We start from the raw sequence: 25,319 nt of genomic DNA, 5'->3' as shown, positions 1-25,319 counted from the left end.
TGAGTTTCTTCCTAACCGTAACAATTTATTGATTAGCTAACTAATTTCCTTACAGACGAAACCGCTGGACCGTCCGGTTAAGCTCCGAGGCCAATGCAAGCAACTCTATACTGGAGCGACTGGTTTGCATTGCACCTGTCGCCGTCTGGGTAGACAACGTTCGAATACTGGCCAGGGCGCTATCGACAATATGCGCAATCTGAACCTGCTCATTAGCGCCTGCTGCAATGGTTCTATTCTGCTCACGAATAGCCTCGCTGGCAGTCGTAATCTCGAGCAGTGCCCGGTCAGTCGCTTCCGCCTGCTGCAAGGTATGACAGGCGTGCTCTGCAGAGGATTGAAGACTGGCAACGTTCTGTTGAGTACCTTGATTCACGTCATGGACCAACGCCTCGATTTCATTAGTGGAGGCTCGCGTACGTAGTGCCAGGGCACGCACCTCATCGGCTACCACAGCAAAGCCTCTGCCCTGCTCACCGGCGCGTGCAGCCTCAATGGCCGCGTTCAAGGCAAGCAGGTTGGTCTGTTCCGAAACAGATCGAATGACATCCAGTATTCGGGTAACGCTCTGCGTCTTTTCAGCCAGCCCGGCCGCCTGCTCGGAAGCCCCTAATACACTGCCTGCCAATTGCTTGATGGAGGCAATGGTGTCGGTAAGCTCGCGTTTGCCCAATATGGCGGCCTCGCTGGAGGCAAGCGAATTCTGTGAGGTATTGGCAGCGCTAAGCGCAACCTCTTCTACAGCCTGGCTCATTTGCGCCATAGCCTCAACGGCCTGGCTTACCTCATGGTTTTGCTGTTGCAGATGACAAGCGCTGCTTTCCATGACAGCACTCATCTCATGCGCGGCAGTAGTAAGCTGTGAAGACGCTGACTCGATATGTGACAACGTTTCGTGTAGGTTACTCTGCATGCGCGCCAGTGCCTGTAACAGCCGAGCCGCCTCGTCTTTACCTTGCGACTGAATAGACTGACTCAGATCTCCCTCAGCAATGATCTCGGTGATCGCCACAGCCTGTCGCAAGGGCACCAGTATGCTGACACTCAGCCGCCAGGCCAAGATCATCATGAGTACCAATACTGTCCCAATGGTAGCAAAGGCAATCAAGCGCGTCTGTTGATAGTGCGCCTGTGTCGAGGTGATGGATTGGGCAGCACCTTGCTTGTTCAGCTCTCTCAACAACTGCACCTGCATATCCATCAGATCGCCCTGCATGCTCAAGGTCGTATCAGAAAGCCTATGCGCATCCTGGGCCCTGCCCTGTTCAATCAGCCCCATCTCATCTCGCAGACCCGAAAGAAAAACCTGGTAGGCGTCCTGAAGCGCCCTGATTGAGTCGCGCTGGGTAGCATCCGAAGCCTGCTGCTGCGAATAGAGTTGGAAGTTCTGCTCAAGTTGTCCCGTTAGCTGCTCGACAGCAATCTTCCCATTGATCAATACCGATGGATCTTCTGTACTAGTCAGAAATCGCTGGGATTCTGTGCGTAGTTTGCCCAGATCAATTGCAATGGCATCTGCCAGTGCAATGTTGGCAAGCGCTCCGCTTTCGATCATCTCGCCCTGCTGGCGAATCTCGTGCATCTGTATAAGACAGAAGCTGCCCAACCCTACGAACAGCGCGGCCGTAACCCCAAAGCAGACAATCAGGCGATTCCTGATGCCCATACGGCGCAGAAGTGGAAGGGATGCAGAAGACTTGAAAAAGCGCAGGACACTTAATGGCATGTTCACGGAACGACGACAACCATGGCAATAAAGACTGCCCCGCTTATATCAGCCGATCATGATAGCTTAATGACAGCCCATCCCCCTGCTTGACTGTCGTCGGCCTGCCTATAATAAAGAAAGCCTACAGGCCAGCACTGCCAGGCCTTTCAACCCAGCAATGCTGGCAGAGAGCAAATGCTTGAACCCTTCCTGATCAGTGTTGGGTCAACGTAGCTGTATTGCTCAACCCGGTCTGCATCAAGGTTGCCTGATTACCCTGCCCGGTGCGCTCCAACGTAACAGACAGGCCTGACCCTTGCTGGGTTAGCTGGAAGTTGTCATTGATGGTCTGGCGTTGTGTGAGGCTCATGTAGTTGTCATCGCCTATCTGCGATACATCCAGGGAGCTATTCTCAACGCCGGCCTGCACCAGATCCATGGTGTTTCCATTGCCATCTTGTGTAGCAGTGATTTGGTTGTCTCCACTGCGAGCAGACTGGTCTACATTCAGAATATTATTATCGCCGAGTTGATTAGTTGTAAGCCTGGCCGCAGCAGATCCAAACGACATGCTGGCTAGCCCGCTCTGGTCTACGTTGACCGCGTTGTTGTTACCCGTTTGGTTAAGATCTGCATACGCATTAAGTGTTTGGATAACATTGGCCGTATTGCCATCTCCCTCTTGAGTCAAGGTTGTTAATACAGCCCCCACTCCAAGATCTTTCGGACTAGTACCATACTGCTCGAGTACTGCACTGTTGCCATTTCCCAGCTGTTGGATATTGGCTATGGACTCCGTATCACGCTGCGTTGCGGTAACAGCGTTATTGTCACCTGTCTGGGTTGCCGAGAATCCTCTAGCGAGACCGCCGGTATCTTGGTCAACTGTAATAGTGTTGGCGTTACCTATGGAAGTAGTATAGATCGCAGCCCAATAATCACCGGAGCGAACAATCGTGTGCACGTTGCCTGTACCTTCTTGGGTACTTTCTACATAACCGCCATATACCGCTGAGCCATCAAAAGTAAACTGATTGGAACTGCCTGACTGGTTGAGGGTAATGTACGTATCGCCTCGTTGATAAATCTGAGCCGTCTGATTATCGCCGCTCTGCAAAACGGTTGCATGAGCCTCATCGGTGGTTTCGTCCTGATAGACCGTGGCGGAATGGCCGGTCCCATCCTGTTCGATACGCTGATAGCTGTTGTTACCCAACTGAGTTTGCTGCGCCTGGTGGGACGTACCGATTTGAACCAGCTCTGCCGTATTGCCATCACCAGCCTGGTTAATTTCCGATACATGCATTTGAGCAACAGCAGAGGCAGAGATAAAGGCCATGGAAATGGCCGCAAGCATGTTGAAACGACGCATATCGAATTCCTTATAAGCATGCCCAGTTAGATCAACCCCTCTTTATAGAGAGGTCGGCGACCAAACGAAACAACAAGCTTTCCGTTTGCTCTTTAGCTTTCCAGTGAATACTGGTAGTACAAGCGTAGCTGTCGGTAATTCTATTACCATACAGCCCGACGAAAGGATTTACTTAGCACTTTAGCAATCTTTTTTATTTGCCTTACTGTTGCACAAAGGCGGCTTGAATATAGCTAGTTGCCATAATATTAATTCTTTATCTATATTCCTTCAAAAAGGAATTAATACCGTCTTCATATTTTATCCAGACGTACGTTATTCAACTCATCGCCAGCTGTTGGAATAATGAGCTCAGGTCTGCCCGCTGACGGGCTCCTTGCTGCAGCGTAGAAACCTGATAAAACCTGGCTTTAAGCACAGGAGTTAGCCATATGGCTCCTGCTGCACCAAGGGATGCAAGAGCATCACTCAAATGAACCCATATTATCCAACATACTTATTTCTAATGTCAGCGCTAAACTGGCCAATCGGCTAAAAATAACGATAATTCAGAGCAGCAGTGGCGTTAACTTTATTAACTAACAACAACAGCTATCAGTTATGCTTAGGCATTAACATGTCATTTCATCAATAGACTAAAACAATCAAACACGGTCATCCCGGGTGATAATCCAGTCATCTTTAGCCGCTCTGAACCCAGTATCTAACAGGTGCTTAATACCCTTCAATTAACAATTGAGTTATAAGTAATAATGAATTCAATGCACAAGGCATGTATAAATCGCATTGTCCTTTATTAAATGAGCGGACGTTTTTATTAAGTCAGGCTTTTCCAAGATTGATGAAGTAGAGAACTGTAATTATATGAGCAACCCATGAATTTTACCTTGAGCGCAAGTCGATTCACGAGCAAGCAGGCAGTAGGGAATTCAACTCAAGCGAAAGCCTTTCTTGCAGGCATGAAAAAAGGGCTTGTATTTCTACAAGCCCTTTTAGGAGATGGCGCGCTCGAGAGGATTCGAACCTCTGACCGCTCGGTTCGTAGCCGAGTACTCTATCCAGCTGAGCTACGAGCGCGCTGTGGGTGCCAGTATAGGGATATTCCTGAAGTTGTAAAGCTATTTTTTCAATAAAATCAGCTAGATAGAAAATAGCACCTACAAAAGAGGCATATGCATAAGCCCATTGCCCCTTTCTTCTCCAGCAAACCAAACCTGATAAGCGGCTGTGACGCGCCAGGCTCCACGCTGCTGGCCAACGTTCTTCTAACGTTTACCTGCTGTATTTAGGCGAAGGATCCGCCCATTCGTTGGCTGATCGCCTCGGCGGTTTCAAGCAACCGTTGTGCAGCCAAACTACCGGGCTCGGCAGAAAAGCTTTGTGCCGCCCCTACGATGGTCAATACACCTACAAGCCGATTCCCCGCGGCAAACACCGGTGCCGAAAGCGCATTGACTCCCTCCATGAGCAGGCCATGAATCGAGTGCAGTCGATGAGCACGGATAGACGCCATAGTGTCAGCCAGCACTTTTTGAGTGGGTGCGCCCGCCTGACGTAGCGCCTGCTTTCTTAACGGAGCCGTTTCGCTATCCGGCAGGAACGCATTAAAGACCAGCCCCGTAGAAGAACTCAGCAATGGAAGTACGGAGCCCACCTGCGTTACCAGCGTTACTGCACGGACGGCCTGCTCCACATGCACCACTGCCGGACCGTGGTTGCCCCACACCGCTAGAAAGCATGTTTCATTGACTGCATCACGCAGTGTGGCCAGCCTTGGAACACTCACTTTCACGACATCCAGACGCCCCAGGGCTGCCATGCCAACATACAACGCCGCCGGGCCGAGACCATAATGATTGGTGGCCTCGTCCTGCTCGGCAAACCCACTGGCAATCAGTGCCTGCAAGTAGCGGTGTACCTTGCTGGCGGGCATTTCAAGATGCTCTGCAAGCTTGGATAACGACGTCGCTGGCGCCAGATCAGCCAGCCCCTTGAGAATATCGGTACCGACCTCAGCCGACTGAACCTTTTGGCGTCGGGACGACTCAGGAGCCTTCGATTCGCTTGCCATGTCTACAACCGCTACTGTGGGGAGGCGGTGTTATAGCGTGACCGCCTTCAGGATTCAATTTACAAGCAAGCAACGCTTACAGAATCCTTGATGTACAAGGCAACCCTTTAATCATGAATGTCTGGCTGGCTTGACAAGCCACAAGCTCTTGGCGCACATTCCACTAAACGTAACTGATTTACGCATTATAAAAGACTCACGAGAGTCGCTAATAAAAGCGGTGTAAGTCATGGATCTCTTTACCTATTACCGTTCTACTTCGTCCTATCGCGTGCGCATTGCCCTGGCGCTCAAGGGGCTGCCTTACGAGGCGATACCGGTAAACCTCATCAAGGATGGCGGTGAACATCGGCGATCGGACTACCTTGCGCTCAATCCACAAGGTCGTGTCCCGCTGCTGCGCACGGATGAAGACATACTGATTCCTCAATCGCCCGCTATCCTGGAATACCTGGAAGAGCGCTACCCCGAAACGCCTCTGCTGCCAGAAGACATACTCGCACGCGCCCGACATCGGAGCGTAGCGGCCATTATTGGCTGCGATATCCATCCCCTGCATAACGTGTCGGTACTGAACCGCCTGCGCCAGTTGAACATTGCCGAGGCAGACGTATCCGCCTGGATTGCGCATTGGATCAGTGAGGGACTTAGCGCTGTAGAGGCGTTGATAGGCGATGAAGGCTTCTGCTTTGGTGAAGTAGGCCTTGCCGATGTATATCTGCTGCCACAGCTTTATGCTGCGCACCGTTTCAACGTGTCGCTGGAATCGTTGCCTCGAATTGCCCGGATTGAACGCCTGGCGTTAGAACATCCGGCGTTCCAGCAGGCTCACCCCGACGCTCAGGCGGATCGACCGCTATGAAATCCTTTGGCTTCAAGCTTCTGATGGGCGACCACTTGGCTCGCAGCACCCGTGGCCTCTCCTGCGCGCCGCCATGGTCTGGGTACTGATTTTCCTTACCTAATCCGTTTGTTTATGCAGGAGCCTGTCATGGCCGATCTATTTGAAAACCCCATGGGCCTCATGGGTTTCGAGTTCATTGAATTCGCCTCCCCGACCCCTAACGTCATCGAGCCTGTACTGGAAAGTATTGGTTTTACCCACGTAGCCAACCACCGTTCCAAGGACGTTGCGCTGTATCGTCAGGGTGATATCAATGCCATTGTCAACCGTGAACCCAAGAGCCATGCGGCCTATTTTGCTGCTGAACATGGCCCTTCCGTGTGCGGTATGGCCTTTCGTGTGCGTGATGCTCACCAGGCTTACTACAAGGCACTGGAAATCGGCGCTCAAGCCGTAGACATTCCTACCGGTCCGATGGAGCTTCGCTTGCCAGCCATCAAGGGCATCGGTGGCGCACCGCTGTACCTGATCGATCGTTTCGAGGAGGGCAGTTCAATCTATGACATCGACTTCGTTTTCCTCGACGGTGTTGATCGCAAGCCGGTCGGGGCTGGTTTAAAGATCATCGACCACCTGACCCATAACGTGTATCGGGGCCGTATGGCCTATTGGGCAGACTTCTACGAGAAGCTGTTCAACTTCCGCGAGATTCGTTACTTCGACATCAAGGGTGAATACACCGGTCTGACCTCCAAGGCCATGACTGCGCCAGACGGCATGGTACGGATTCCGCTGAACGAAGAGTCTTCCAAGGGGGCGGGTCAGATCGAGGAGTTTCTCATGCAGTTCAACGGCGAAGGTATCCAGCATGTTGCCTTTCTTACCGATGATCTCATCAAGACCTGGGATGCGCTAAAGGCCTGCGGCACCCGCTTCATGACAGCACCACCAGAGACCTACTACGAGATGCTTGAAGGCCGCGTGCCCAACCATGGCGAGCCAACTGGAGAGCTTCGCTCACGGGGCATCCTGCTGGATGGCACTTCCGAAGGGGGTGAGCGTCGCCTGCTGCTGCAGATCTTCTCCGAGACCCTGCTGGGTCCGGTGTTCTTCGAATTTATCCAGCGCAAGGGTGACAGTGGTTTTGGCGAGGGCAACTTCAAGGCACTGTTCGAATCGATCGAGCGCGACCAGATCCGCCGTGGCGTGCTAGCCACCGAGTAAGGTCACGGGCGGCCGGTACGCCGGCTGCTCTGTCGGACATGCCCAGAATGAGAATCAAGCCATGAATGTACATGCACAGGGCCTGGATACCCTTCCCTATCAGTCCGGCTTTGGAAACGAATTTGCCAGCGAAGCGCTTCCAGGCGCACTGCCGGTTGGGCAGAACTCACCTCAAAAGGTCCCGTACGGTCTTTATACCGAACTGTTATCAGGAACTGCCTTTACCGTTCCGCGCACGGAAGCCCGGCGTACCTGGCTCTACCGGATTCGCCCGTCGGCTAACCATTCAAAATACAAGCGCCTTGACCGGCAGCTGGCGCATGGCGGCCTCGGTGAAGTAACACCCAATCGCCTGCGCTGGAATCCAATCGCGCAGCCGCAGATCCAGACCGATTTCATCGACGGGCTGGAATGCCTGACGGCTACTCACGATGCGGTGCAGACTACGGGCGTAAGCGTCTACCGCTATGCAGCCAACAGCTCAATGTCTCGAGTCTTCTTCAATGCCGATGGCGAGTGGTTGGTGGTTCCCCAGGCCGGGCGACTGCGTCTGGCAACCGAGCTGGGCATTCTACAGATCGGACCGCTGGAGATTGCGGTTATACCTCGGGGCATGCGCTTTCGCGTCGAACTGCTCGATGGCGTGGCCAGCGGGTATGTCTGTGAAAACCATGGGCAGGCGCTTCGTCTGCCGGATCTGGGACCCATTGGCAGTAATGGTCTGGCCAATCCACGCGATTTTATGGCTCCAGTGGCCTCTTACGAAGAGCGTGATGAGGCAACCGAACTGGTACAGAAATACCTGGGCGAACTATGGTCGACCACGCTGGATCACTCACCTCTGGACGTTGTGGCCTGGCACGGCAACAACGTACCCTACAAGTATGATCTACGCCGCTTCAATACCATCGGTACCGTCAGTTTTGATCACCCCGATCCGTCCATTTTTACAGTCCTGACCTCACCGAGCAGCACTCACGGAATGGCAAATATCGATTTCGTGATTTTCCCGCCACGCTGGATGGTGGCCGAAAACACCTTCCGGCCACCTTGGTTCCATCGCAACCTGATGAATGAATTCATGGGACTTATCCAGGGTGCCTATGATGCAAAGGCCGACGGCTTCTCACCGGGCGGAGCCTCCTTGCACAGCTGCATGAGTGCTCATGGGCCGGATCATGTATCGACGAACCAGGCGATTAACGCCGAGCTGAAACCACACAAAATCGATAACACCATGGCCTTCATGTTTGAGACCGGGCCGGTATTAAGACCCACCCGCCATGCTCTGGAAACCGCAACCTTACAGGCTGACTATGACGCGTGCTGGTCAGGGTTGGGCAAGACGTTTCACCGGGAGGACCCTCTATGAGAACCGAAAATCCACGTCTGAGTTGGGTAGCCTCTGCCAACAGCCATATCGATTTTTCCTTGCAGAATCTGCCCCACGGCGTGTTCAGCCCTCCTGGCGAGACGCCCAGGGGCGGTGTCGCGATTGGGGACTATATTCTGGACATGCGTGTTGCCTGCGAGGCGGGTCTGTTCAGCAGCGCGGCGCAGTGTGCCGCCGAATACGCAGCAGGTACCACGCTAAACGCCTTTTTCGCGTTGGATGCAACCGAGCGCCGTGCTTTACGCGAAGAGCTACTGGCATTACTGGACGAATCGAGCCTGCACCGCACGCGCATGCACGCGCTGGGCGATACGTTATTGCGCCCAATGAAGAGCTGCCAGTTGCATATGCCAGCCAAGGTCGGTGACTACACCGATTTTTATGTAGGAATCCATCACGCCACGAACGTGGGTAAACTGTTTCGTCCGGACAATCCACTGCTCCCCAATTACAAATATGTTCCCATCGGCTATCACGGGCGGGCATCCACCATTGACGTATCCGGAGCGCCGGTCATAAGGCCGAAAGGACAAACACTTCCACCAGGGCAGAGCGAGCCGGTGTTCGGTCCCTGCAAACGCTTGGACTACGAGTTGGAACTCGGCGTCTGGATAGGCCGAGGCAATGCTCGGGGCGAGGCCATCTCAATTGGCAATGCCAAGAAGCATATTGCCGGGCTATGCCTGCTCAATGACTGGTCGGCTCGTGATATCCAGGCGTGGGAATACCAACCGCTGGGTCCGTTCCTGTCCAAAAGTTTTGCTACGACGGTTTCCCCTTGGGTGGTTACCACCGAAGCCCTGGAGCCGTTCCGCTGCGCGCAACCGCCCCGGCCGGCTGGTGATCCTCAGCCGCTCTCCTATTTGCTTGATCCAACCGACCAGGAAACGGGCGCGCTGAACATTGAGCTGGAAGTATTACTGCGCACGGCAGCCATGCGTGAGCAGAATCTGCCGGCTCAACGCGTGGCCTTGAGCAATAGCCTGAACATGTACTGGACTCTATCGCAGCTTGTTACTCACCATACCGTGAATGGATGTAGCTTGCAGCCGGGGGATCTTTTCGGTTCCGGTACGCTTTCAGGGGAACAACCGGACAGCTATGGAAGCCTGCTGGAAACAACCGTAGGAGGCAAGCAGCCGCTAACGCTACCCAACGGTGAAACCCGCACGTTCCTGGAGGATGGTGACGAGGTTATCCTGCGAGCCCGCTGTCACCGTGAAGGTTATGCCTCGATCGGATTTGGCGAGTGCTCCGGTATCATTCAACCGGCACGCTGAGACCAAAGGGCACTATACGGTGCCCTTCTTTTCCTAAAGCAGAGAATCCATCAGTGCCTTCAGCGCCTCGATTCGCATCGGACGAGCAAGGTAGTAACCCTGCGCCTGGTTACACTTCAACCGGGCCAATACGTCCATCTGCCGTTGGGTTTCCACCCCTTCCGCCGTGACAGTCAATGACAATGCACGACCCAATCCGATAATGGCCTCGATGACCGCCTCCCCATTGGAGGAGGTATCCAACCCGGCGATAAAGCTGCGGTCGATCTTGATTCCATCGAAAGGATAGGTATGCAGATAGCTCAGCGATGAATAGCCGGTTCCAAAGTCGTCCATGGCCAAACGAACGCCCAGGGCCTTAAGCCGGTGCATGACTTCGCGCGCCGAATTGGCGTTATCCAAGACGACGCCTTCGGTGATTTCCAGCTCAAGCTGATGAGGCGGCAGCCCTGTTTCCTTCAGAACAGCCATGATCCGGGCAACTACATCACTGCGCTTGAACTCCAGGGGTGAAAGATTCACCGAGACAAATGTATCCGGCGCCCACTGTAACGCCTCAAGGCAGGCTTTGCGCATCACCCAGTCACTCAAGGAGACAATCAGGCCAGTCTCCTCCGCAACGGTAATGAAGTGGTAAGGCCCCAGGTAGCCCCGAATGGGATGTTCCCAGCGCACCAGAGCCTCTGCCCCTAACATTCGTTTTTGCGCTGTGTCGAAGCGGGGCTGGAACTCCAGGCGCAACTCGTCCCGTTGCAAGGCCAGCTTCAGATCACTTTCTATTTGGCGCCGGGCCAAAATACGGGTATTCATCTCCTCGGAATAGAATTGCCAGGTGTTCCGGCCGGCAGCCTTGGCTTCATACAGGGCGATATCGCCAAGCCTGAGCAGTTCATCGGTCCGCTGACCATCCTGTGGCGCACACACGATACCGATACTGCTGCCAATGATGACTTCCTGATCACCAATCTGCACGGGCTCGATAATAGCGGCCAGAATTCTTTCACAGAGCTGCTCGATAGCGGAGCGTCCGGTCACTCCTCGCAGGAGAATAACGAACTCGTCTCCTCCCATGCGCGCAACGAATGTCTCACGTCCCAGACTGCTCTTTAATCGATGCGCGATTTCCATAAGGACCCGATCACCGGCCGCATGACCCAGCGTGTCGTTTACCGGCTTGAAATTATCAAGGTCCATGCAGAGCAGTAAGAGGGGATTGGCCAGCGTAGGCTTGGCGCCAAGCTGACTTTTTAATCGTTTGTACAGGGCACGCCGGTTTGGTAGCCCCGTCAGGCTGTCCTCCAGCGCTTCGCGTTCCCGGCGCTCCTGCTCGGCTCGGCGTTCAGAGATGTCATGCAGAAAAGCGCTGTAAAGCTTATGGTCTAGAGCATCAACAGCTGTCACCTTGAGCTCTACAGGGATACGTGCGCCGTTACGGTGGTGCACCATGATTTCAAGTGCAGCCCCCTCGCCCAGGTCCATTTCCCCCGAAAGATAACGGCTAAGACCGGCCTGGTAGTGATCACCGATGGATGAGGTCATGATGAGCCGGTCTACCGGCTGCCCGACGGCATCCTCACGGCTCCAGCCGAACAGTGCCTCCGCCTTGCGGTTCCAGTCTACGATACGGCCGGCTTCGTTCATGCTGACATAGGCATCACTGCTATTCTCAAGCACTGCACTCAGCTCGGCTTCACGCTTGCGAAGGGCCTGCTCGGACTGCTCCTTCTGTTCGAGTGTTTCGGTCAGTCGCTCATTGGCCTGCTGCAGATCCTGGGTTCGAACATTGATACGCTGCTCCAGATCATGGTGCAGTGCCGCCAGTGACAACTCAGCCTCTTTGCGGGCTTGAATATCCTGTCCAACACGGACGTAATAATCCAGCTCACCCTGATCATTGACATGCCGGGTACACGTCAACCGTACCCAACGGTGCTCTCCGTTCTTGTGCCGGTAACGCTTCTCGATTTCGTACCGGTCGATCTCTCCGTTACGCAACTGATTCAGCAGCTCAAGGTCTTGAGCCATGTCATCAGCATGACTGAGCTCGGCAAAATTCATGCTCAGCACTTCATCACGTTGAAATCCCAGCATGGCGCAAAACGTCTCGTTGATATCGAGCCACTGCCCTGTCGGCGTCAATAGCGAGATCCCCACGCCTGCCCGCTCGAAGATTGTGCGAAACCTGGCCTCGCTGGCCTTGAGCTGGGCAGTGGACTGCTGTAGTTGCTGCCAGGTCTGAACAGCCGTTTCACGCCGCTGAATTTCTCGACTGATGACTCCGGCCAGAGCCTCAAGGGTCTCCAGCTGCTGGTCCGTCAAGACTCGCGGATAGGTATCAATCGCGCAGAGCGTACCCAGTGGATGACCGTCGATACTGTTGACCGGAACGCCTGCATAGAACCGAATATAAGGCTCTCCGATGACCAGGGGATTGTGGGAAAAGCGAGGATCTTCCAGCGCATTGTTTACAACGAGCGGGCCGCGTCGCTGGATGGCATAGGAGCAAAAGGCCCTCTCGCGAGGCATTTCGTTAATGGAAACGCCTAGTTTGGATTTGAACCATAGCCGCTCCGCATCTACCAGCGAAACAAGCGTAATGGGCAGATCAAGCGCATCAGAGAGCAGCTGCGTCACCTGATCGAATACAGCTTCGGCCTCGGTATCGAGTATTCCAAGCGCTTTGAGAACGGCGATTCGCTCAGCCTCGGCCATCAAGTCGCTGGTGTATAAATCACTCATGAGCCAATTACTCTCATCAGACGGCAAGCTCGTAGTTAGCAGCAACAGCGGCGCATTGAGCCGGAGGTATTGCTAGCGAAGTCACCACTTGGCGGTACAAATAGAAGATAGGATTGCGTCAGGTTATCGACCGCCCCCGCGATAGCTTTATGCCATTCGTCCGTAAACGTCCGGCTTCTATCCATACAGGGGGTTATGACCGTGAACTCATGCCTTAAGTCCAACACAGGCGACAGATTGCAACCACTTTATTTTAATTATCGCAATAATAGTAAAGTGCGATAAAGTTCACGTATTGATAGGTGCAATAAGCGCTGGACAGACGTAGGCTAGAATAAGAATGCACCGATTGGCTCCGTACGGTGCTCTATAAAGATACGGCTCGACCAGCGGTCTGATCGTACTGCGTTCAGACTGGCTCACTGTTATGCTCATCAAAGCGGCTCTAAGGAACTTGCTCACTCACGCAGCGCCTTATCCCGTTCTCCTAACCACTGATCTTTCTTTACGTGTTTTTCACGTGCAACGTGTCAAATTAAACGTTTGTTCTAGGAGGCTCTCGTCTGTGAGTGAGTCGTACCAGCCCGTATCCGAGGGCGTGGATTTAAGCGTCTGTGAGCGGGAACCTATCCATGTTCCTGGTTCTATTCAGCCACATGGATTTCTTTTGGGATGCAGCCTGCCGGATTGGAAAATCATTCAGGCTTCAGCCAACACGGCTGACTACCTCAAAGGATACTCACCCGATTATCTGCTTGGGCTTGATCTTGAGCAGGTACTGCCTTTGGAAGCCGTTCACTCGCTACGTAACCTCCTGCAGACGACGATGCTGTCCGGCACGGCAGAGCGCCTTAACCGCATGTCGCTGGACAACAGCGACGTATTTTACGATATGGCCGTTCACGTCTCGGGCGGGATAGCCATCATCGAGGGCACGCCAAGCCTGGATAACACCGCGGCGGCTGACCCTGTCACGCTCGTCAAAGGCCTGATCGGGCGGCTCAAGCGCGCTCCGACCCTTGACCGCTTCCTGAAACAGGCGGCTCAGCAGATCAGGGCATTCACCGGCTACGACCGGGTCATGATCTACAAGTTTTTACACGACAACTCCGGCCAGGTCATTGCCGAGGCGGTAAGGCCCGGCATGGATGCTTTTCTCGGGCTGCATTATCCCGCCTCGGATATTCCGGCTCAGGCCCGAGCGCTCTACAAGCGTCAATGGCTACGTGTAATTACCGATACAGCTTATGTACCTGTTCCATTGGTACCAGGCTTCGGGCCGGATGGCCTGCCCCTGGACCTCAGCCTTGCTACCTTGCGTAGCGTCTCGCCCGTACACATCGAGTATCTGCACAACATGAACGTGCGAGCCACGATGACCGTTTCCATTATGCGGGGGGAAGAGCTATGGGGCTTGATTGCCTGCCACCATAGCGAGCCTTATCGCTTGAGCGGTCCCATGAGCGCTGCCGCGGAACTGTTTGGGCAGGTGCTGTCGCTTCAGCTGGAAGCGAGGGAGCATCAGGATGAGCTGCGCCTGGTCAGCAGCGCGCATGAGGCGCATGACCGGCTGATCGCCAGCATGTCACCCCGTGAGACCTTATTCGATAATCTGGCCGCCTATGCCGGAAACTTGAATGACATCATCCCCTGTGACGGCATCGGGGTATGGTCGGACAGCCGTTTCACTGGCTTTGGTATCACGCCTCCACCTGAGATGGTAGAGCCGCTGATTCAGTTTCTGAGTATGGGCAGTTCCAATGCGGTACTCGCCACCCACGAACTAAGCAAACTTTTTCCTCCCGCACGGGCTTATGCACAGGCCGTCAGCGGGGTACTGGCGATACCCTTCTCTCGCTCCCCCCGAGACTATTTGCTGTTTTTCCGTCGTGAATTCGTGCAGACCATCACCTGGGGAGGCAATCCAGACAAACCGGTTACGCCGGGCGAGCGCATCAGCCCACGCAAGAGTTTTGAGGCTTGGAAACAAACAGTTGGGGGGCAGTCACTACCCTGGCGCTCCGATGAAAAACAGATTGCCGAGACCTTGCGCATCTCGCTTTTGGAAGTGATCCTTCGGCGTGCCGAATTGATTGCGCAGGAGCGGCAGGTGGCCCAGGAAAGCCAATCGCTGCTTATTGCCGAGCTCAACCATCGGGTCAAGAATATTCTCAGCCTGATTCGGGCAGTGGTCCGTCAGAGTGGTCAGCAGACCACATCCGTCAAAGACTTTACTGCAGATCTTGAGCATCGCATCAACGCCCTCGCTCAGGCGCATGACCAGATGAATCAGGTCGGTTGGGCCTCGGCGCCATTGCTTCACTTGCTGGAAGCCGAAGCCCAAGCCTGGGCTTACGGTGCGCAGGATCGTGTGATGTTTTCCGGTCCCTCGGTCATCCTGGATGCACGGGCCTATCAGACGCTAGCACTGGTCTTCCATGAAATGATGACCAATGCGGTCAAGTATGGCGCCTTGAGCCGCCCGACCGGGCATCTGCTGGTGTCCTGGTTCCTGGTAAGTGATCAGGACCTTCGGATCGAGTGGTGTGAAAGCGGAGGGCCGATAGTAAGCGCGCCTTCCCGCCGAGGATTTGGATCGGTCGTTATCGAGCGGACCATTCCCTTCGAGCTGCAAGGTGAGGCCCGGATCGAATACCGAATCGAAGGTGTCCAGGGCAGTTTTTTGATCCCGGCACGCCATGTGAGTGTGGGGAATGTTACTGAGCTGAAAACGGCGCCTACGCTGGTCACGGCGCAATCGTTGGCAGAGAAAAAACTGTTGCTGGTAGAGGACAGCATGATGATCGCGCTGGATGCACAGGCAATGCTCCAGGAAGCTGGCGCTGATGTGGAGATTGCCGGAACGGTCAACGAAGCACGCCGCGCCTTGGGCTTTACTCATTTCGACGTAGTCGTACTGGATGTGAATCTGTCGGGGGAGACCAGTCTGGCTATTGCAGAGGAGCTGGCTGATGCCAAACATCCTTTCATTTTCGCAACAGGCTATGGCGAAAACACGGTGATTCCTGATCGCTTCAAGGATATCCCGCTCATTTCCAAGCCTTACAGCGCCGGGTCGCTTACCCATGCGATCAATCGGTTTGATATCACCCAAGAGCTTGATCGCTTGTAATGACCAGCGCTGCGTAAGCAGGCCCCAACGTTACGAAGCCTGCTTACATCATTTAGTGATGCTGCCTGGTTGCGCTTGCAGTCAAAGCGGTTTCGATCAGATCCACCTCCCTTACCAGCTTTTGTAGCGTACTGTCATTGATATGGTGACGGCTACGCAGCTTGTAGTATTCAGTGCGCTCCGCCTTGAGCGCCTGCAGACGCGTTTCCCGCTCAAGATCGCGTCGCGCTTCGAGAAGCGGGGTCGGCAGCTCGTGGTTATTGATCTCCATGCGCTTGTGGTAGTAGTCCATCAGATGGAGGGTGATCTCGTTGAACGCGACGATAATCTCTTCATCCCCTTGGTGGTCCGCCAGTACCTTCGCTTTTTCTTGGTGATAGTTTTCAATGTGCCGGATTGCCGCCTCGGCCCCACGAATACGCGCATGGCGCTCCTCTTCATATTCGCGGCTGTCTTCAGGCAGATCCAGCCCGCGCAACACCAGAGGAAGACCTACGCTTCCGGTAATCAAGGTGAACAGAATGACGCCGGTCGCCAAGAAGATCAGCAGCTCACGGGCCGGAAACGGCGTACCGTCATTCAGCATCTCTGGCAGCGACAAGGCAGCCGCCAAGGTAATGGTGCCTCGAATACCTGCCAATGTCCCGGCCAACATGACGCGAACGGAGACAGACCGAGCTGGCTTGCGACGCAACAGCCGAGGCACATGTACGGCACCAAATATCCAGAGAAACCGCATCCCTAGAAGCGCAATCGAAATCAGCGCGACGAAAGCCAGCAACTCAATAAACGGCAGCGTAGTGCCTGCACTGGTCGTTGCGTTAAGCGCGCCGCCAATGATTTCGGGCAATTGGAAACCGAGCAGCAGAAAGACCAATGCGTTAAGCACAAACTCCAGCATTTCCCAGACGCTGCGCGTCTGGATACGGGACGTGGTCTGATCCTGGCGTTTGAGGTCAAGCCGGTTGATGACCATACCCGCTGCCACAGCGGAGAGAATACCGGACAGATGAAAATGCTCCGCCAGCAGAAACGCCGCAAAGGGTAGCAGCAGGAGCAGCAGCACGATCTGAATCGTCGAAGCTTCGCCAAGGTGCCGCTCGATCAGACGGGTCCGCACCACATTAAAGGCCAGCGCCAGCAAGGCGCCCACCAGTAGCCCACCCAGGGAAATCAGCAGAAACCCTACTGTTGCCTGTGCCAGAGAGAACGCACCGGTCAGGGCTGCGGCTACCGCGAACTTGAATGCCACAAGACCGGACGCATCATTCATGAGCGACTCGCCCTCAAGAATGTGCATCAGCCGCGGTGGTACAGGAAGACGACCGGAAATAGCCGATACCGCGACGGCATCCGTAGGTGAAAGAATCGCTGTCAGTGCAAAGCAGACAGGCAAAGGCAAACCGGGGAATAACCAGTGAACCACATATCCCACACCAATCACGGTTACCAGTACAAGGCCCAGCGCTAATGCCAGAATAGGCCCACGAAGTAGCATGAATTCGCGCTGCGGGAACCGTCGCGCATCGGCAAATAGAAGCGGGGCAATGAATAGGAGCATGAACAGCTCAGGCTGAAGCTCCACATGCAGCCCGCTGGCAGGCCAGGCCAGTAGCGCGCCAAAAGCAATCTGTACAAGCGGTGTGGGCAGTGATGGTAGAAAGCGAGCCGCCACCCCAGTAGCCGAGGCGACAAGTAAAAGCATTAAAACAAGATAAACCGTATCCATGAATCTTTAGAAAAATCCCTGTCAATGAAGAACCATAAAGCGCTTTAGCGCTATGGAATAAACGTTGCCGACACCCTCAGGCGTGTCTTCCGATGTCCCTCGGACGATGATGTTGATTTAGCTTCTGAGGCCTTTTCAGCGTAGGTGAGGTGAGCGTTGGCACCGGTAACATAATCGCGATCAGGCGCTATACAGCGGCGCACCCCGTCATCACCTTCTTTCCCCGAGTCGACCTGAAAGCATGAGGAATTCGGATACAGCCTTGAATCGCCAATATGTGTAAAAATGTTTCTGAAAGGACTGGGAAATCGACAGAAGCAATCAGCCCTCCATGCCGTTTGGTAGAAAAGCTTTTCATGGCAGTCTCCTTATTAGCCGATTGGTTTTCTTACGACTGGATCAACTTGATAACGTTAGCCACTACCAAGAAGAGTGACCCTAAACAGCCACTTATATTGGCAAGCTATTCTTGTTGTCAGCCATAGGCTCTTACCACCTTACAGCGATAGCGATGTCTAGTCGTAAAAGGCCAGTGCTACGAACATTTTCCTGGCGACCCTGACTGTTATGAGTCCCTGTTGTGTCTTGAAACGTGGTGCATTCCTCTTTTCCAGTCATCCATTGGCAGTTGACCGAACTATCACGCTCGTTCGCCGTCCATTCTGCGTCGAGGCAAAACGCCACGCTCTAAACGAGCGAGCCGGTCATGCATCGGATCAAGCGCTGCAGTCTGCCTTTCTATGAGCTGACCGTTGATGAGCATCTGTGTAGCTTTCTGCGCATGTCCAGTTCAACTTGTCGTGGCTGCCATACTGAGCGCCGTAAATGACTTTCTGAGAGAAGTCATCCAGTAATCGATTGCCGATTACCTCAGCTCAGGTCGCTCTTGCAGCAAGACGACAATCATTTCCCCAGCCGAGCAAACGGCGTGACAACAGGTACCTTTTTTCACATCCATCTGGGCTAAGCACATGGTTGAGTTACTGCCCGAGCGATTTTCCGATAAGTACTCTAAAGTAGTCCTGTAACTATAGTCCGCTGTCCATTAGCCCTGATCTATCCCCGCCTGCACTCAACAAGGAGAACATGCATGGCTCGTCTTACCGCAAAAGATTTCGCGCCCGAACTGCTTGAGCTGTATGACTATTACGTGCATGGGCGAATCAATCGTCGAGAATTTCTCGACCGTGCAGGTAAATTCGCCGTAGGCGGATTAGCCGCCACGACACTCCTTGCTGCCTTGAGTCCAGATTACGCTCTGGCGCAGCAAGTCGAATTTACCGATCCTGAAATCATCCCTGAATACATTTCCTACCCCTCGCCTAAAGGGCATGGACATGTCCGTGGCTATCTCGTGCGACCTGCGCAGACCAAGGGAAAAGTTGCGGGCATTGTCGTCGCTCATGAAAACCGTGGGCTCAATCCCTACATCGAGGACGTTGCGCGACGCCTGGCAAAGGCGGGATTCGTGGCGCTGGCCCCTGATGGCTTGAGTTCCGTAGGCGGCTACCCGGGAAATGACGACAAGGGGCGCGAGCTTCAGCAAACCGTTAATCCTGAAAAGCTGATGAACGACTTTTTTGCTGCCGTCGAATGGCTCATGGGGCATGAGCTCACAACTGGCAAGGTAGGAATCACCGGTTTCTGCTATGGCGGAGGCGTAGCCAACGCGGCAGCCGTCGCCTATCCCGAGCTCGGGGCAGCCGTACCGTTTTATGGGCGGCAACCCAGAGCTGAAGATGTCCCTCGCATCAAGGCACCGTTACTCATTCATTATGCCGAGCGAGATGAGCGCATCAATGAAGGTTGGCCTGCCTATGAGAGCGCTTTGAAGGCCGCTGGCAAAACCTATGAAGCCTATATCTATCCCGGCACGAACCATGGTTTTCATAATGATTCGACGCCACGCTATGACGAGGCCGCCGCAGCGCTGGCCTGGGAGCGAACACTGGGCTGGTTCCGCCGTTATCTGGCCTGAGTAAAGAGCTATTGAAATAGCTTTTGTAAGGCACCATCTCAATCACAGGTTAGAGCACTGCAAGCCACCTTAACCAGAATCAGGTCACGGATGGCTTGTCTGTGCCTGTACGGCAGAGCACCTTCTTACAGGCATACTTATCAACCCTTACAAGAGCAAGACGTATACTCGCCAAACGTTTGACCCATAACGATATTTGCAACCTCTGGCCGCAGAAGCGCTGATCGAAATAGCGTAGAGTAAGCACAAACCGGTTGTTACGTGTTCCGCACAGGTTTGATCAGCCAGTCATCCCAACACCATGCTTTAGGAGAATTTTATGGCGACCGAATACATGACCGTTGCAGGAGGCTGCTTCTGGTGCGTAGAGGCAGTATTCAAGGATGTCATCGGAGTCGTTTCCGTCGAGAGTGGCTATACCGGCGGCAAAACGGTCAACCCTACGTATGAGCAGGTCTGTGAGGGTAATACCGATCATGCCGAAGCCATCCGTATTGGTTACGACCCTGACGTGATCAGCTATGGCGAGTTGCTCGATATTCACTTTGCAACCCATGACCCGACCCAGCTCAACCGACAGGGTAACGACATGGGTACGCAGTATCGGACTGCCCTGTTCCCGGCAAACCCCGAACAGGAAGCCGAGGCCAGAGCGGCGATTGCACGTGCACAGGAAGGTCTCTCAGCGCCCATCGTGACCACAATCGAGCCACTGGGGCCTTGGTATCCGGCAGAAGGATATCATCAGAACTATTGGGAAGAGCGCGGGCGCGCCAACCAGTACTGCATGGCGGTAATCCCACCCAAGCTTCAAAAGCTGCGCAAGAGCTTCGCCCAACGGTCCAAAACCTCGATCGAGGGCTGAGTTGTCCGGGGTAGCCCTTCTTGGGGCTACCTTCTCTGCACTGGATTTTCTGCACCTAAGCCACTACTATCCGTTTTTCTTTCTGTCTTGCAAGGAGCCTGATCATGCGACGCGCTTTCACTCTTTGCAGGTCCTGCCAGGCGTAAACGCTTTCCTGCGCACTTAGCGCATGCTTTGCCCGGCTCCGGCCTGCCTTTCCCTGAATTATTGTTTACCCATCAGGAGTTGGTTATGGGCAATTGCATTCGTACTCTATCGGAACGCGTCAACCTTATCGCATCCGATAATCTCTGGATCGAAGGTACTGCGATACAGCAGTTGGAAACTACTGCCAGATTGACTGGTATGGTCCGGGTCTCCGGCATGCCGGACCTTCACCCAGGCCGTGGCTACCCAGTAGGCGCCGCGTTCTTCTCTGAAAATGTTATCTACCCAGCCCTGGTTGGAAATGATATCGGCTGCGGCATGGCGCTCTGGCAGACTGATATCCGAGCTGGCAAGCTGAACCTCGACAAACTCGAACGGCGCCTGGGCAGTATCGACGGGCCACTGGACAGCAGTTGGGCCGAAGACGTAAAGGCCTTTTCGCTTTCCAGGACAGGCCATGAAGCCTCTCTGGGCACGATTGGCGGCGGCAATCACTTTGCCGAGCTTCAAGCCATCGATACCGCTCATGACGAAACGCTGGTCGCTTCACTGGGGCTGGATCGAAAAACCCTGCTTCTGCTTGTGCACAGCGGATCGCGCGGCTATGGCGAGTCGGTTTTGCGTAGGCATGTCGAGGTGTTTGGGCATGCTGGTCTCGACCCTAGGTCGCCCGAAGGGCTCGAGTATCTGGCACTGCACGACCAAGGTCTGCGCTATGCCGAGGCCAATCGCCAGCTCATCGCCAGACGACTCCTGGCGAATCTGCATGCGGAGGGCCGTCAGGTACTGGATATCAACCACAATCTTGTGTCCTCAGCCACCCTTGACGGTGTGCAGGGCTGGCTGCATCGCAAAGGGGCCACTCCGGCCGACGCGGGACCAGTCATCATTCCGGGCTCTCGTGGGTCCTATAGCTGGCTGGTCAAACCGATTCCTTCGGAAGTCAGTCTATTTTCCCTTGCCCATGGTGCTGGCAGAAAATGGCTCAGGACAGAATGCCGTGATCGGTTATCCAACCGCTTCTCGTTCGATCAGTTGAAGCGCACGTCCTTGGGCAGCCGGGTAATCTGCGAGGACAAGGCGTTGATGTATGAGGAAGCGCCAGAAGCGTACAAGGACATCGACAGCGTCATCGAAACCCTGCAAGGTGCTTCACTGGTCACGGTCATAGCCCGGCTTAAACCGGTGCTGACCTACAAGCGACGGGGGTGCTGCCCGTGAGACTCCTGCAACTCTCATCGGCTCAAGGCCCGGCTGAGTGCGAGCTGGCAGTAACCAAGGCACTTCGTCTCCTGGAGACAGAAGCCGAACGCGAGGGTGTGCTGCTGTCAGTGATTGAACAGACGGATGGCGAGCACCGCGGCACCGTTAGCTCTGCACTTCTGGTATTGGAAGGCGAGCGCAGCGAGCCACTGGCCAGCCGATGGAACGGCAGTCTACTCTGGATATGCCAAAGTCCTTACCGGCCCCAGCATGGCAGAAAGAACTGGTATTTTGGCGCCAGGGTATTTATGCCGCCTGCGTCAGCCCCCCCCGGGATCGATACGCTTCGAGTACGTGCGGGCCTCAGGGCCTGGCGGTCAGCACGTGAACAAGACGGACTCTGCCGTTCGGGCTACTCATGTGCAGAGCGGGCTTTCGGTCAAGGTGCAAAGCGAGCGCAGCCAGCATGCCAACAAGCGCTTGGCAATGGCATTGATTGAGCAAAAACTTGCGCAGTACGCCGAGGACGCCCAAGCAGCTCAGCGGCTGGATAGACGCTTGTTTCACCATGATATTGAGCGCGGTAACCCGGTTCGTACATTTCGCGGAATGCGTTTTACTGAAAAATGAGGTCTTCAGCGGCAAGCGTATAGCTTGCCGCTCTTGTATGAACCCTCAAATCAAACGCTAGCCCGCAACAGAATATCGGACTTTGGCTGAATTTCGCCTCATCCGAACAATGGCCCATCATTATCAGTTAGAGCGCGGAGGGATGCGCTGCTGAAGGATAACGGCTCAGCAATAGCTCTGATTACACGCGAGAACGCATACAAGAAAAGCGCAAACCGTTAAGATGGCGCTCTGCTTCATTGTTGGCCTCAAAGGTAATGGCAAGAAAATCATCGAAAACCGCCTCCGGACCCTCTTCTGGTACTCCCGCCCTGACCTTGATCGATGTTGCCAAGGTGGCGGGTGTCTCACCCATTACGGTTTCCCGAGCACTCCACCGCCCAGAGATCGTAAGCGAGGCCGCTCGGGAAAAGGTCTTAGCCGCCGTCAAAGCCACAGGATATGTTCCCAACATGTTGGCGGGAGGCCTGGCTTCGAATAAAAGTCGGCTGGTCGCCATCTTCCTGCCGACAATTGCACACTCCATTTTTGCCGACACGGTACAGGCCTTGATCGATCAGCTGACAGCGTCTGGTTACCAGACGATGATAGGTCTGACCGGCTACTCTCCCGAACAGGAAGAGCAGCTTCTGGCAGCCGTACTCGGTAGGCGGCCCGATGGAATCGTACTGACAGGTACGCTTCACACCGAAGAGAGCCGTGACCGGCTGTCACGCTCATCTATTCCGGTAGTTGAAGCATGGGAGCTGGGCACCGAGCCAATCGACATGCAAATCGGCTTTTCCCATGAAGCCGTTGGGCGCGCTATGGCCGATTATCTCTATGGCAAAGGGTATCGTCAGTTTGGACTGGTTTCGGTCGACGACATACGAGCTCTAAAGCGTGGACGTGCCCTACTGGACCAACTGGCGTCGTTAGGCATTACGGATGTACCTGTCGAGATCATGCAAACGCCTGCCACGCTGTTAAGTGGTCGTGAAGGTTTGCGCCAGCTCAAGGGGCGTGGCTCGCTTCCTGAAGTGGTGGTATGCAGTTCCGATACAGTCGCCCAGGGCATTCTGGCAGAAGCGGCCAGTCAGGGGATCAAGGTGCCTGAAGAACTGGCCGTTCTAGGATTTGGCGACCTATCCAGCGCGGCTCATGTATACCCTTCACTCTCGACTGTGAATGTTGATGGTGCCCGAATGGGCAAGCTCATTGCGAAGGCTCTGCTGGCGCGCTTTCAAAATCCTGACCAACATACCGAGCCGGTACAACTGGATACTGGGTTCACAATTGTGGAACGCTCCACAACCTGATTCAACGGCAGGCGACTATTCGTCAGCCTCTTACACTTTAATGATTGCGCAATCACATCAAGATCGGTTATCAATAGACACAACCGATTGGTGTGATAGTGCCTTTAATGATTGCGCAATCAGACAAAGCACCATCTGATCACTATAAAAAGGACAACAACCGTGAAACATATCGAACCGCGTACTCAGTTCCCCCTTCCCTCTCGCTTATTGCCTGTTACCCACTCAGGCGCATAGCTCCAGCTCGCTTCCTTTCTGCCACACCGCTCTATGGGGTGAGGCTAATCATCGACAACAATAAATATCGAGGTGAACGTTATGGGCGATACACGGCAAACCCGGGTCCGCTATCTGATTCTCCTGATGCTGTTCCTGGTAACAACGATCAACTATGCGGATAGAGCCACCATTTCGATTGGCGGCTCCAGTATGCAAAAGGATTTGGGAATCGATGCCGTCACGCTCGGCTATATTTTCTCTGCCTTCGGTTGGGCTTATGTGCTGGGCCAGATCCCCGGAGGCTGGCTACTTGACCGTTTCGGTTCAAAACGCGTTTACGCCACGGGTATTTTCATCTGGTCACTGTTTACTCTGCTTCAGGGCTTTGTTGGCATGATGCCTGTAGCCTGGGCCGTGGTTACGCTGTTCGTTCTACGTTTTCTAGTGGGATTTGCCGAAGCGCCTTCATTTCCGGGTAACGCCCGCATCGTTGCAGCCTGGTTCCCCACTGCAGAGCGCGGTACCGCTTCGGCCGTGTTCAACTCTGCACAATACTTCGCAACGGCATTGTTTGCACCGCTGATGGGCTGGATTGTTTACAGCTTCGGCTGGGAACATGTGTTTGTTGTCATGGGTGTATTGGGCATCATTTTCTCCGGCATCTGGATGAAAACGATCTATAACCCCAAGGATCATCCTCGGGCGAATGCGGCGGAAATTGCACACATCGAAAAGAACGGTGGTCTGGTCGATATGGACCAGGCACGTGGTACCAACAACGGCCCCAAATGGCACTACATCAGCCAACTGCTGACCAATCGCATGATGCTGGGTGTTTACCTTGGCCAGTATTGCATCAATGCCATCACCTACTTCTTCCTGACTTGGTTCCCGGTCTATCTTGTCCAGGAGCGTGGGATGACCATCCTAAAGGCTGGTTTCATTGCCTCTTTGCCAGCAATCTGCGGTTTTATCGGGGGTGTACTGGGTGGCATCATTTCCGACTGGCTGCTGCGTCGCGGCAATACACTGACCTTCTCCCGTAAACTGCCGATCGTGTGTGGGCTACTGCTATCCACCTCAATGGTGTTCTGTAACTATGTGGATGCCGAATGGATGGTAGTTGGCTTCATGACGCTGGCTTTCTTCGGAAAGGGATTGGGTGCACTGGGCTGGGCGGTTGTATCGGACACGTCACCCAAGCAGATTGCAGGCCTTTCAGGCGGTCTCTTCAACACGTTTGGCAACATCGCTTCTATTACCACGCCCATTATCATTGGCTACATCATTGCAGTAACGGGCTCGTTCCGCTGGGCGTTGGTGTATGTAGGTGCCAACGCGCTAGTCGCAGTCTTTAGCTACCTTTTCATCGTTGGCAAGATACAGCGTGTCGAGCTGCGCGATGAGAATGGCAAGCAATTGGCGGATACGTCGGTTCCTGCACCCGCCTCGGCTTGATCCAACAAGGACTGGCTAATACATCAGC

At 54.3% G+C, this 25,319-nt stretch carries 16 protein-coding genes, 1 tRNA gene and 1 pseudogene; 11 read left to right on the top strand and 7 right to left on the bottom strand.

What is annotated here, in order from left to right; translation table 11 throughout:
- Positions 1–49: 49 nt before the first annotated feature.
- The 5 genes and pseudogenes from B3729_RS24800 to B3729_RS12130 form a co-directional block, all read right to left on the bottom strand.
- A complete protein-coding gene (locus tag B3729_RS24800) occupies positions 50–763 on the bottom strand; it encodes a methyl-accepting chemotaxis protein (protein WP_409438660.1) in 714 nt (237 codons plus the stop codon).
- Between the two features lie 141 nt (positions 764–904).
- Positions 905–1,666, bottom strand: a pseudogene (locus B3729_RS24795) (MCP four helix bundle domain-containing protein); the annotation flags it as partial.
- A gap of 256 nt (positions 1,667–1,922) precedes the next feature.
- The gene (locus B3729_RS12140) at positions 1,923–3,080 is read right to left on the bottom strand and encodes a hypothetical protein (protein ID WP_286788027.1); all 1,158 of its coding nucleotides are present in this window, start codon (positions 3,078–3,080) and stop codon (positions 1,923–1,925) included.
- Between the two features lie 1,000 nt (positions 3,081–4,080).
- Positions 4,081–4,157, bottom strand: a tRNA-Arg gene (locus tag B3729_RS12135).
- Positions 4,158–4,365: 208 nt separating this feature from the next.
- Positions 4,366–5,151 carry an IclR family transcriptional regulator gene (locus B3729_RS12130; RefSeq protein ID WP_150346323.1) on the bottom strand — a complete coding sequence of 262 codons (786 nt, stop codon included), beginning with the start codon at positions 5,149–5,151 and terminating at the stop codon, positions 4,366–4,368.
- A gap of 229 nt (positions 5,152–5,380) precedes the next feature.
- Here B3729_RS12130 and maiA point away from each other — a divergent pair, with 229 nt between their 5' ends.
- From maiA to fahA, 4 genes are all read left to right on the top strand, one after another.
- Positions 5,381–6,013 carry a maleylacetoacetate isomerase gene (maiA, locus tag B3729_RS12125; protein ID WP_122044012.1) on the top strand — a complete coding sequence of 211 codons (633 nt, stop codon included), beginning with the start codon at positions 5,381–5,383 and terminating at the stop codon, positions 6,011–6,013.
- A 129-nt stretch (positions 6,014–6,142) separates the two neighbouring features.
- Positions 6,143–7,219, top strand: a complete 1,077-nt coding sequence (hppD, locus tag B3729_RS12120) for a 4-hydroxyphenylpyruvate dioxygenase (protein ID WP_010798721.1) — start codon at positions 6,143–6,145, stop codon at positions 7,217–7,219.
- Positions 7,220–7,280: 61 nt separating this feature from the next.
- Positions 7,281–8,591, top strand: coding sequence for a homogentisate 1,2-dioxygenase (hmgA, locus tag B3729_RS12115; protein ID WP_286788026.1), 1,311 nt, complete (start codon positions 7,281–7,283; stop codon positions 8,589–8,591).
- Positions 8,588–9,892 carry a fumarylacetoacetase gene (gene fahA, locus B3729_RS12110; RefSeq protein ID WP_286788025.1) on the top strand — a complete coding sequence of 435 codons (1,305 nt, stop codon included), beginning with the start codon at positions 8,588–8,590 and terminating at the stop codon, positions 9,890–9,892. Before hmgA ends, fahA begins: the two co-directional genes overlap by 4 nt.
- Before the next feature lie 33 nt (positions 9,893–9,925).
- On the opposite strand, the gene B3729_RS12105 is transcribed toward fahA, so the two are convergent.
- Positions 9,926–12,631, bottom strand: a complete 2,706-nt coding sequence (locus B3729_RS12105) for a bifunctional diguanylate cyclase/phosphodiesterase (protein ID WP_286788024.1) — start codon at positions 12,629–12,631, stop codon at positions 9,926–9,928.
- Positions 12,632–13,196: 565 nt separating this feature from the next.
- Between B3729_RS12105 and B3729_RS12100 the strand changes: the two genes are divergently transcribed.
- Positions 13,197–15,764, top strand: coding sequence for an HWE histidine kinase domain-containing protein (locus B3729_RS12100; protein ID WP_286788023.1), 2,568 nt, complete (start codon positions 13,197–13,199; stop codon positions 15,762–15,764).
- A 52-nt stretch (positions 15,765–15,816) separates the two neighbouring features.
- Here B3729_RS12100 and B3729_RS12095 read toward each other — a convergent pair whose 3' ends face one another.
- On the bottom strand, positions 15,817–17,493 hold the full coding sequence (locus B3729_RS12095; RefSeq protein WP_167517186.1) for a Na+/H+ antiporter: 1,677 nt from the start codon (positions 17,491–17,493) through the stop codon (positions 15,817–15,819).
- A 1,090-nt stretch (positions 17,494–18,583) separates the two neighbouring features.
- On the opposite strand from B3729_RS12095, the gene yghX reads away from it, so the two are divergent.
- The 6 genes from yghX (at position 18,584) to B3729_RS12065 (ending at position 25,291) form a co-directional block, all read left to right on the top strand.
- Positions 18,584–19,471, top strand: coding sequence for a YghX family hydrolase (gene yghX / locus B3729_RS12090; protein ID WP_286788022.1), 888 nt, complete (start codon positions 18,584–18,586; stop codon positions 19,469–19,471).
- Positions 19,472–19,790: 319 nt separating this feature from the next.
- Positions 19,791–20,336, top strand: coding sequence for a peptide-methionine (S)-S-oxide reductase MsrA (gene msrA / locus B3729_RS12085; RefSeq protein WP_286788021.1), 546 nt, complete (start codon positions 19,791–19,793; stop codon positions 20,334–20,336).
- 231 nt (positions 20,337–20,567) lie between these two features.
- A complete protein-coding gene (locus tag B3729_RS12080; protein ID WP_286788020.1) occupies positions 20,568–21,704 on the top strand; it encodes an RNA ligase RtcB family protein in 1,137 nt (378 codons plus the stop codon).
- Positions 21,705–22,070: 366 nt separating this feature from the next.
- A complete protein-coding gene (locus tag B3729_RS12075; protein ID WP_286788019.1) occupies positions 22,071–22,316 on the top strand; it encodes a peptide chain release factor-like protein in 246 nt (81 codons plus the stop codon).
- Positions 22,317–22,573: 257 nt separating this feature from the next.
- On the top strand, positions 22,574–23,614 hold the full coding sequence (locus tag B3729_RS12070; protein ID WP_286788018.1) for a LacI family DNA-binding transcriptional regulator: 1,041 nt from the start codon (positions 22,574–22,576) through the stop codon (positions 23,612–23,614).
- Between the two features lie 318 nt (positions 23,615–23,932).
- Positions 23,933–25,291, top strand: a complete 1,359-nt coding sequence (locus B3729_RS12065; protein WP_019366131.1) for an MFS transporter — start codon at positions 23,933–23,935, stop codon at positions 25,289–25,291.
- Positions 25,292–25,319: the final 28 nt, after the last annotated feature.

Origin of the sequence: Pseudomonas sp. UBA3149, from assembly GCF_002364655.1 — a bacterium.
GTDB lineage: Bacteria > Pseudomonadota > Gammaproteobacteria > Pseudomonadales > Pseudomonadaceae > Chryseomonas > Chryseomonas luteola.
Note: the sequence above shows the minus strand (reverse complement) of the source record. Positions and strands in the feature narration are given on the sequence as shown.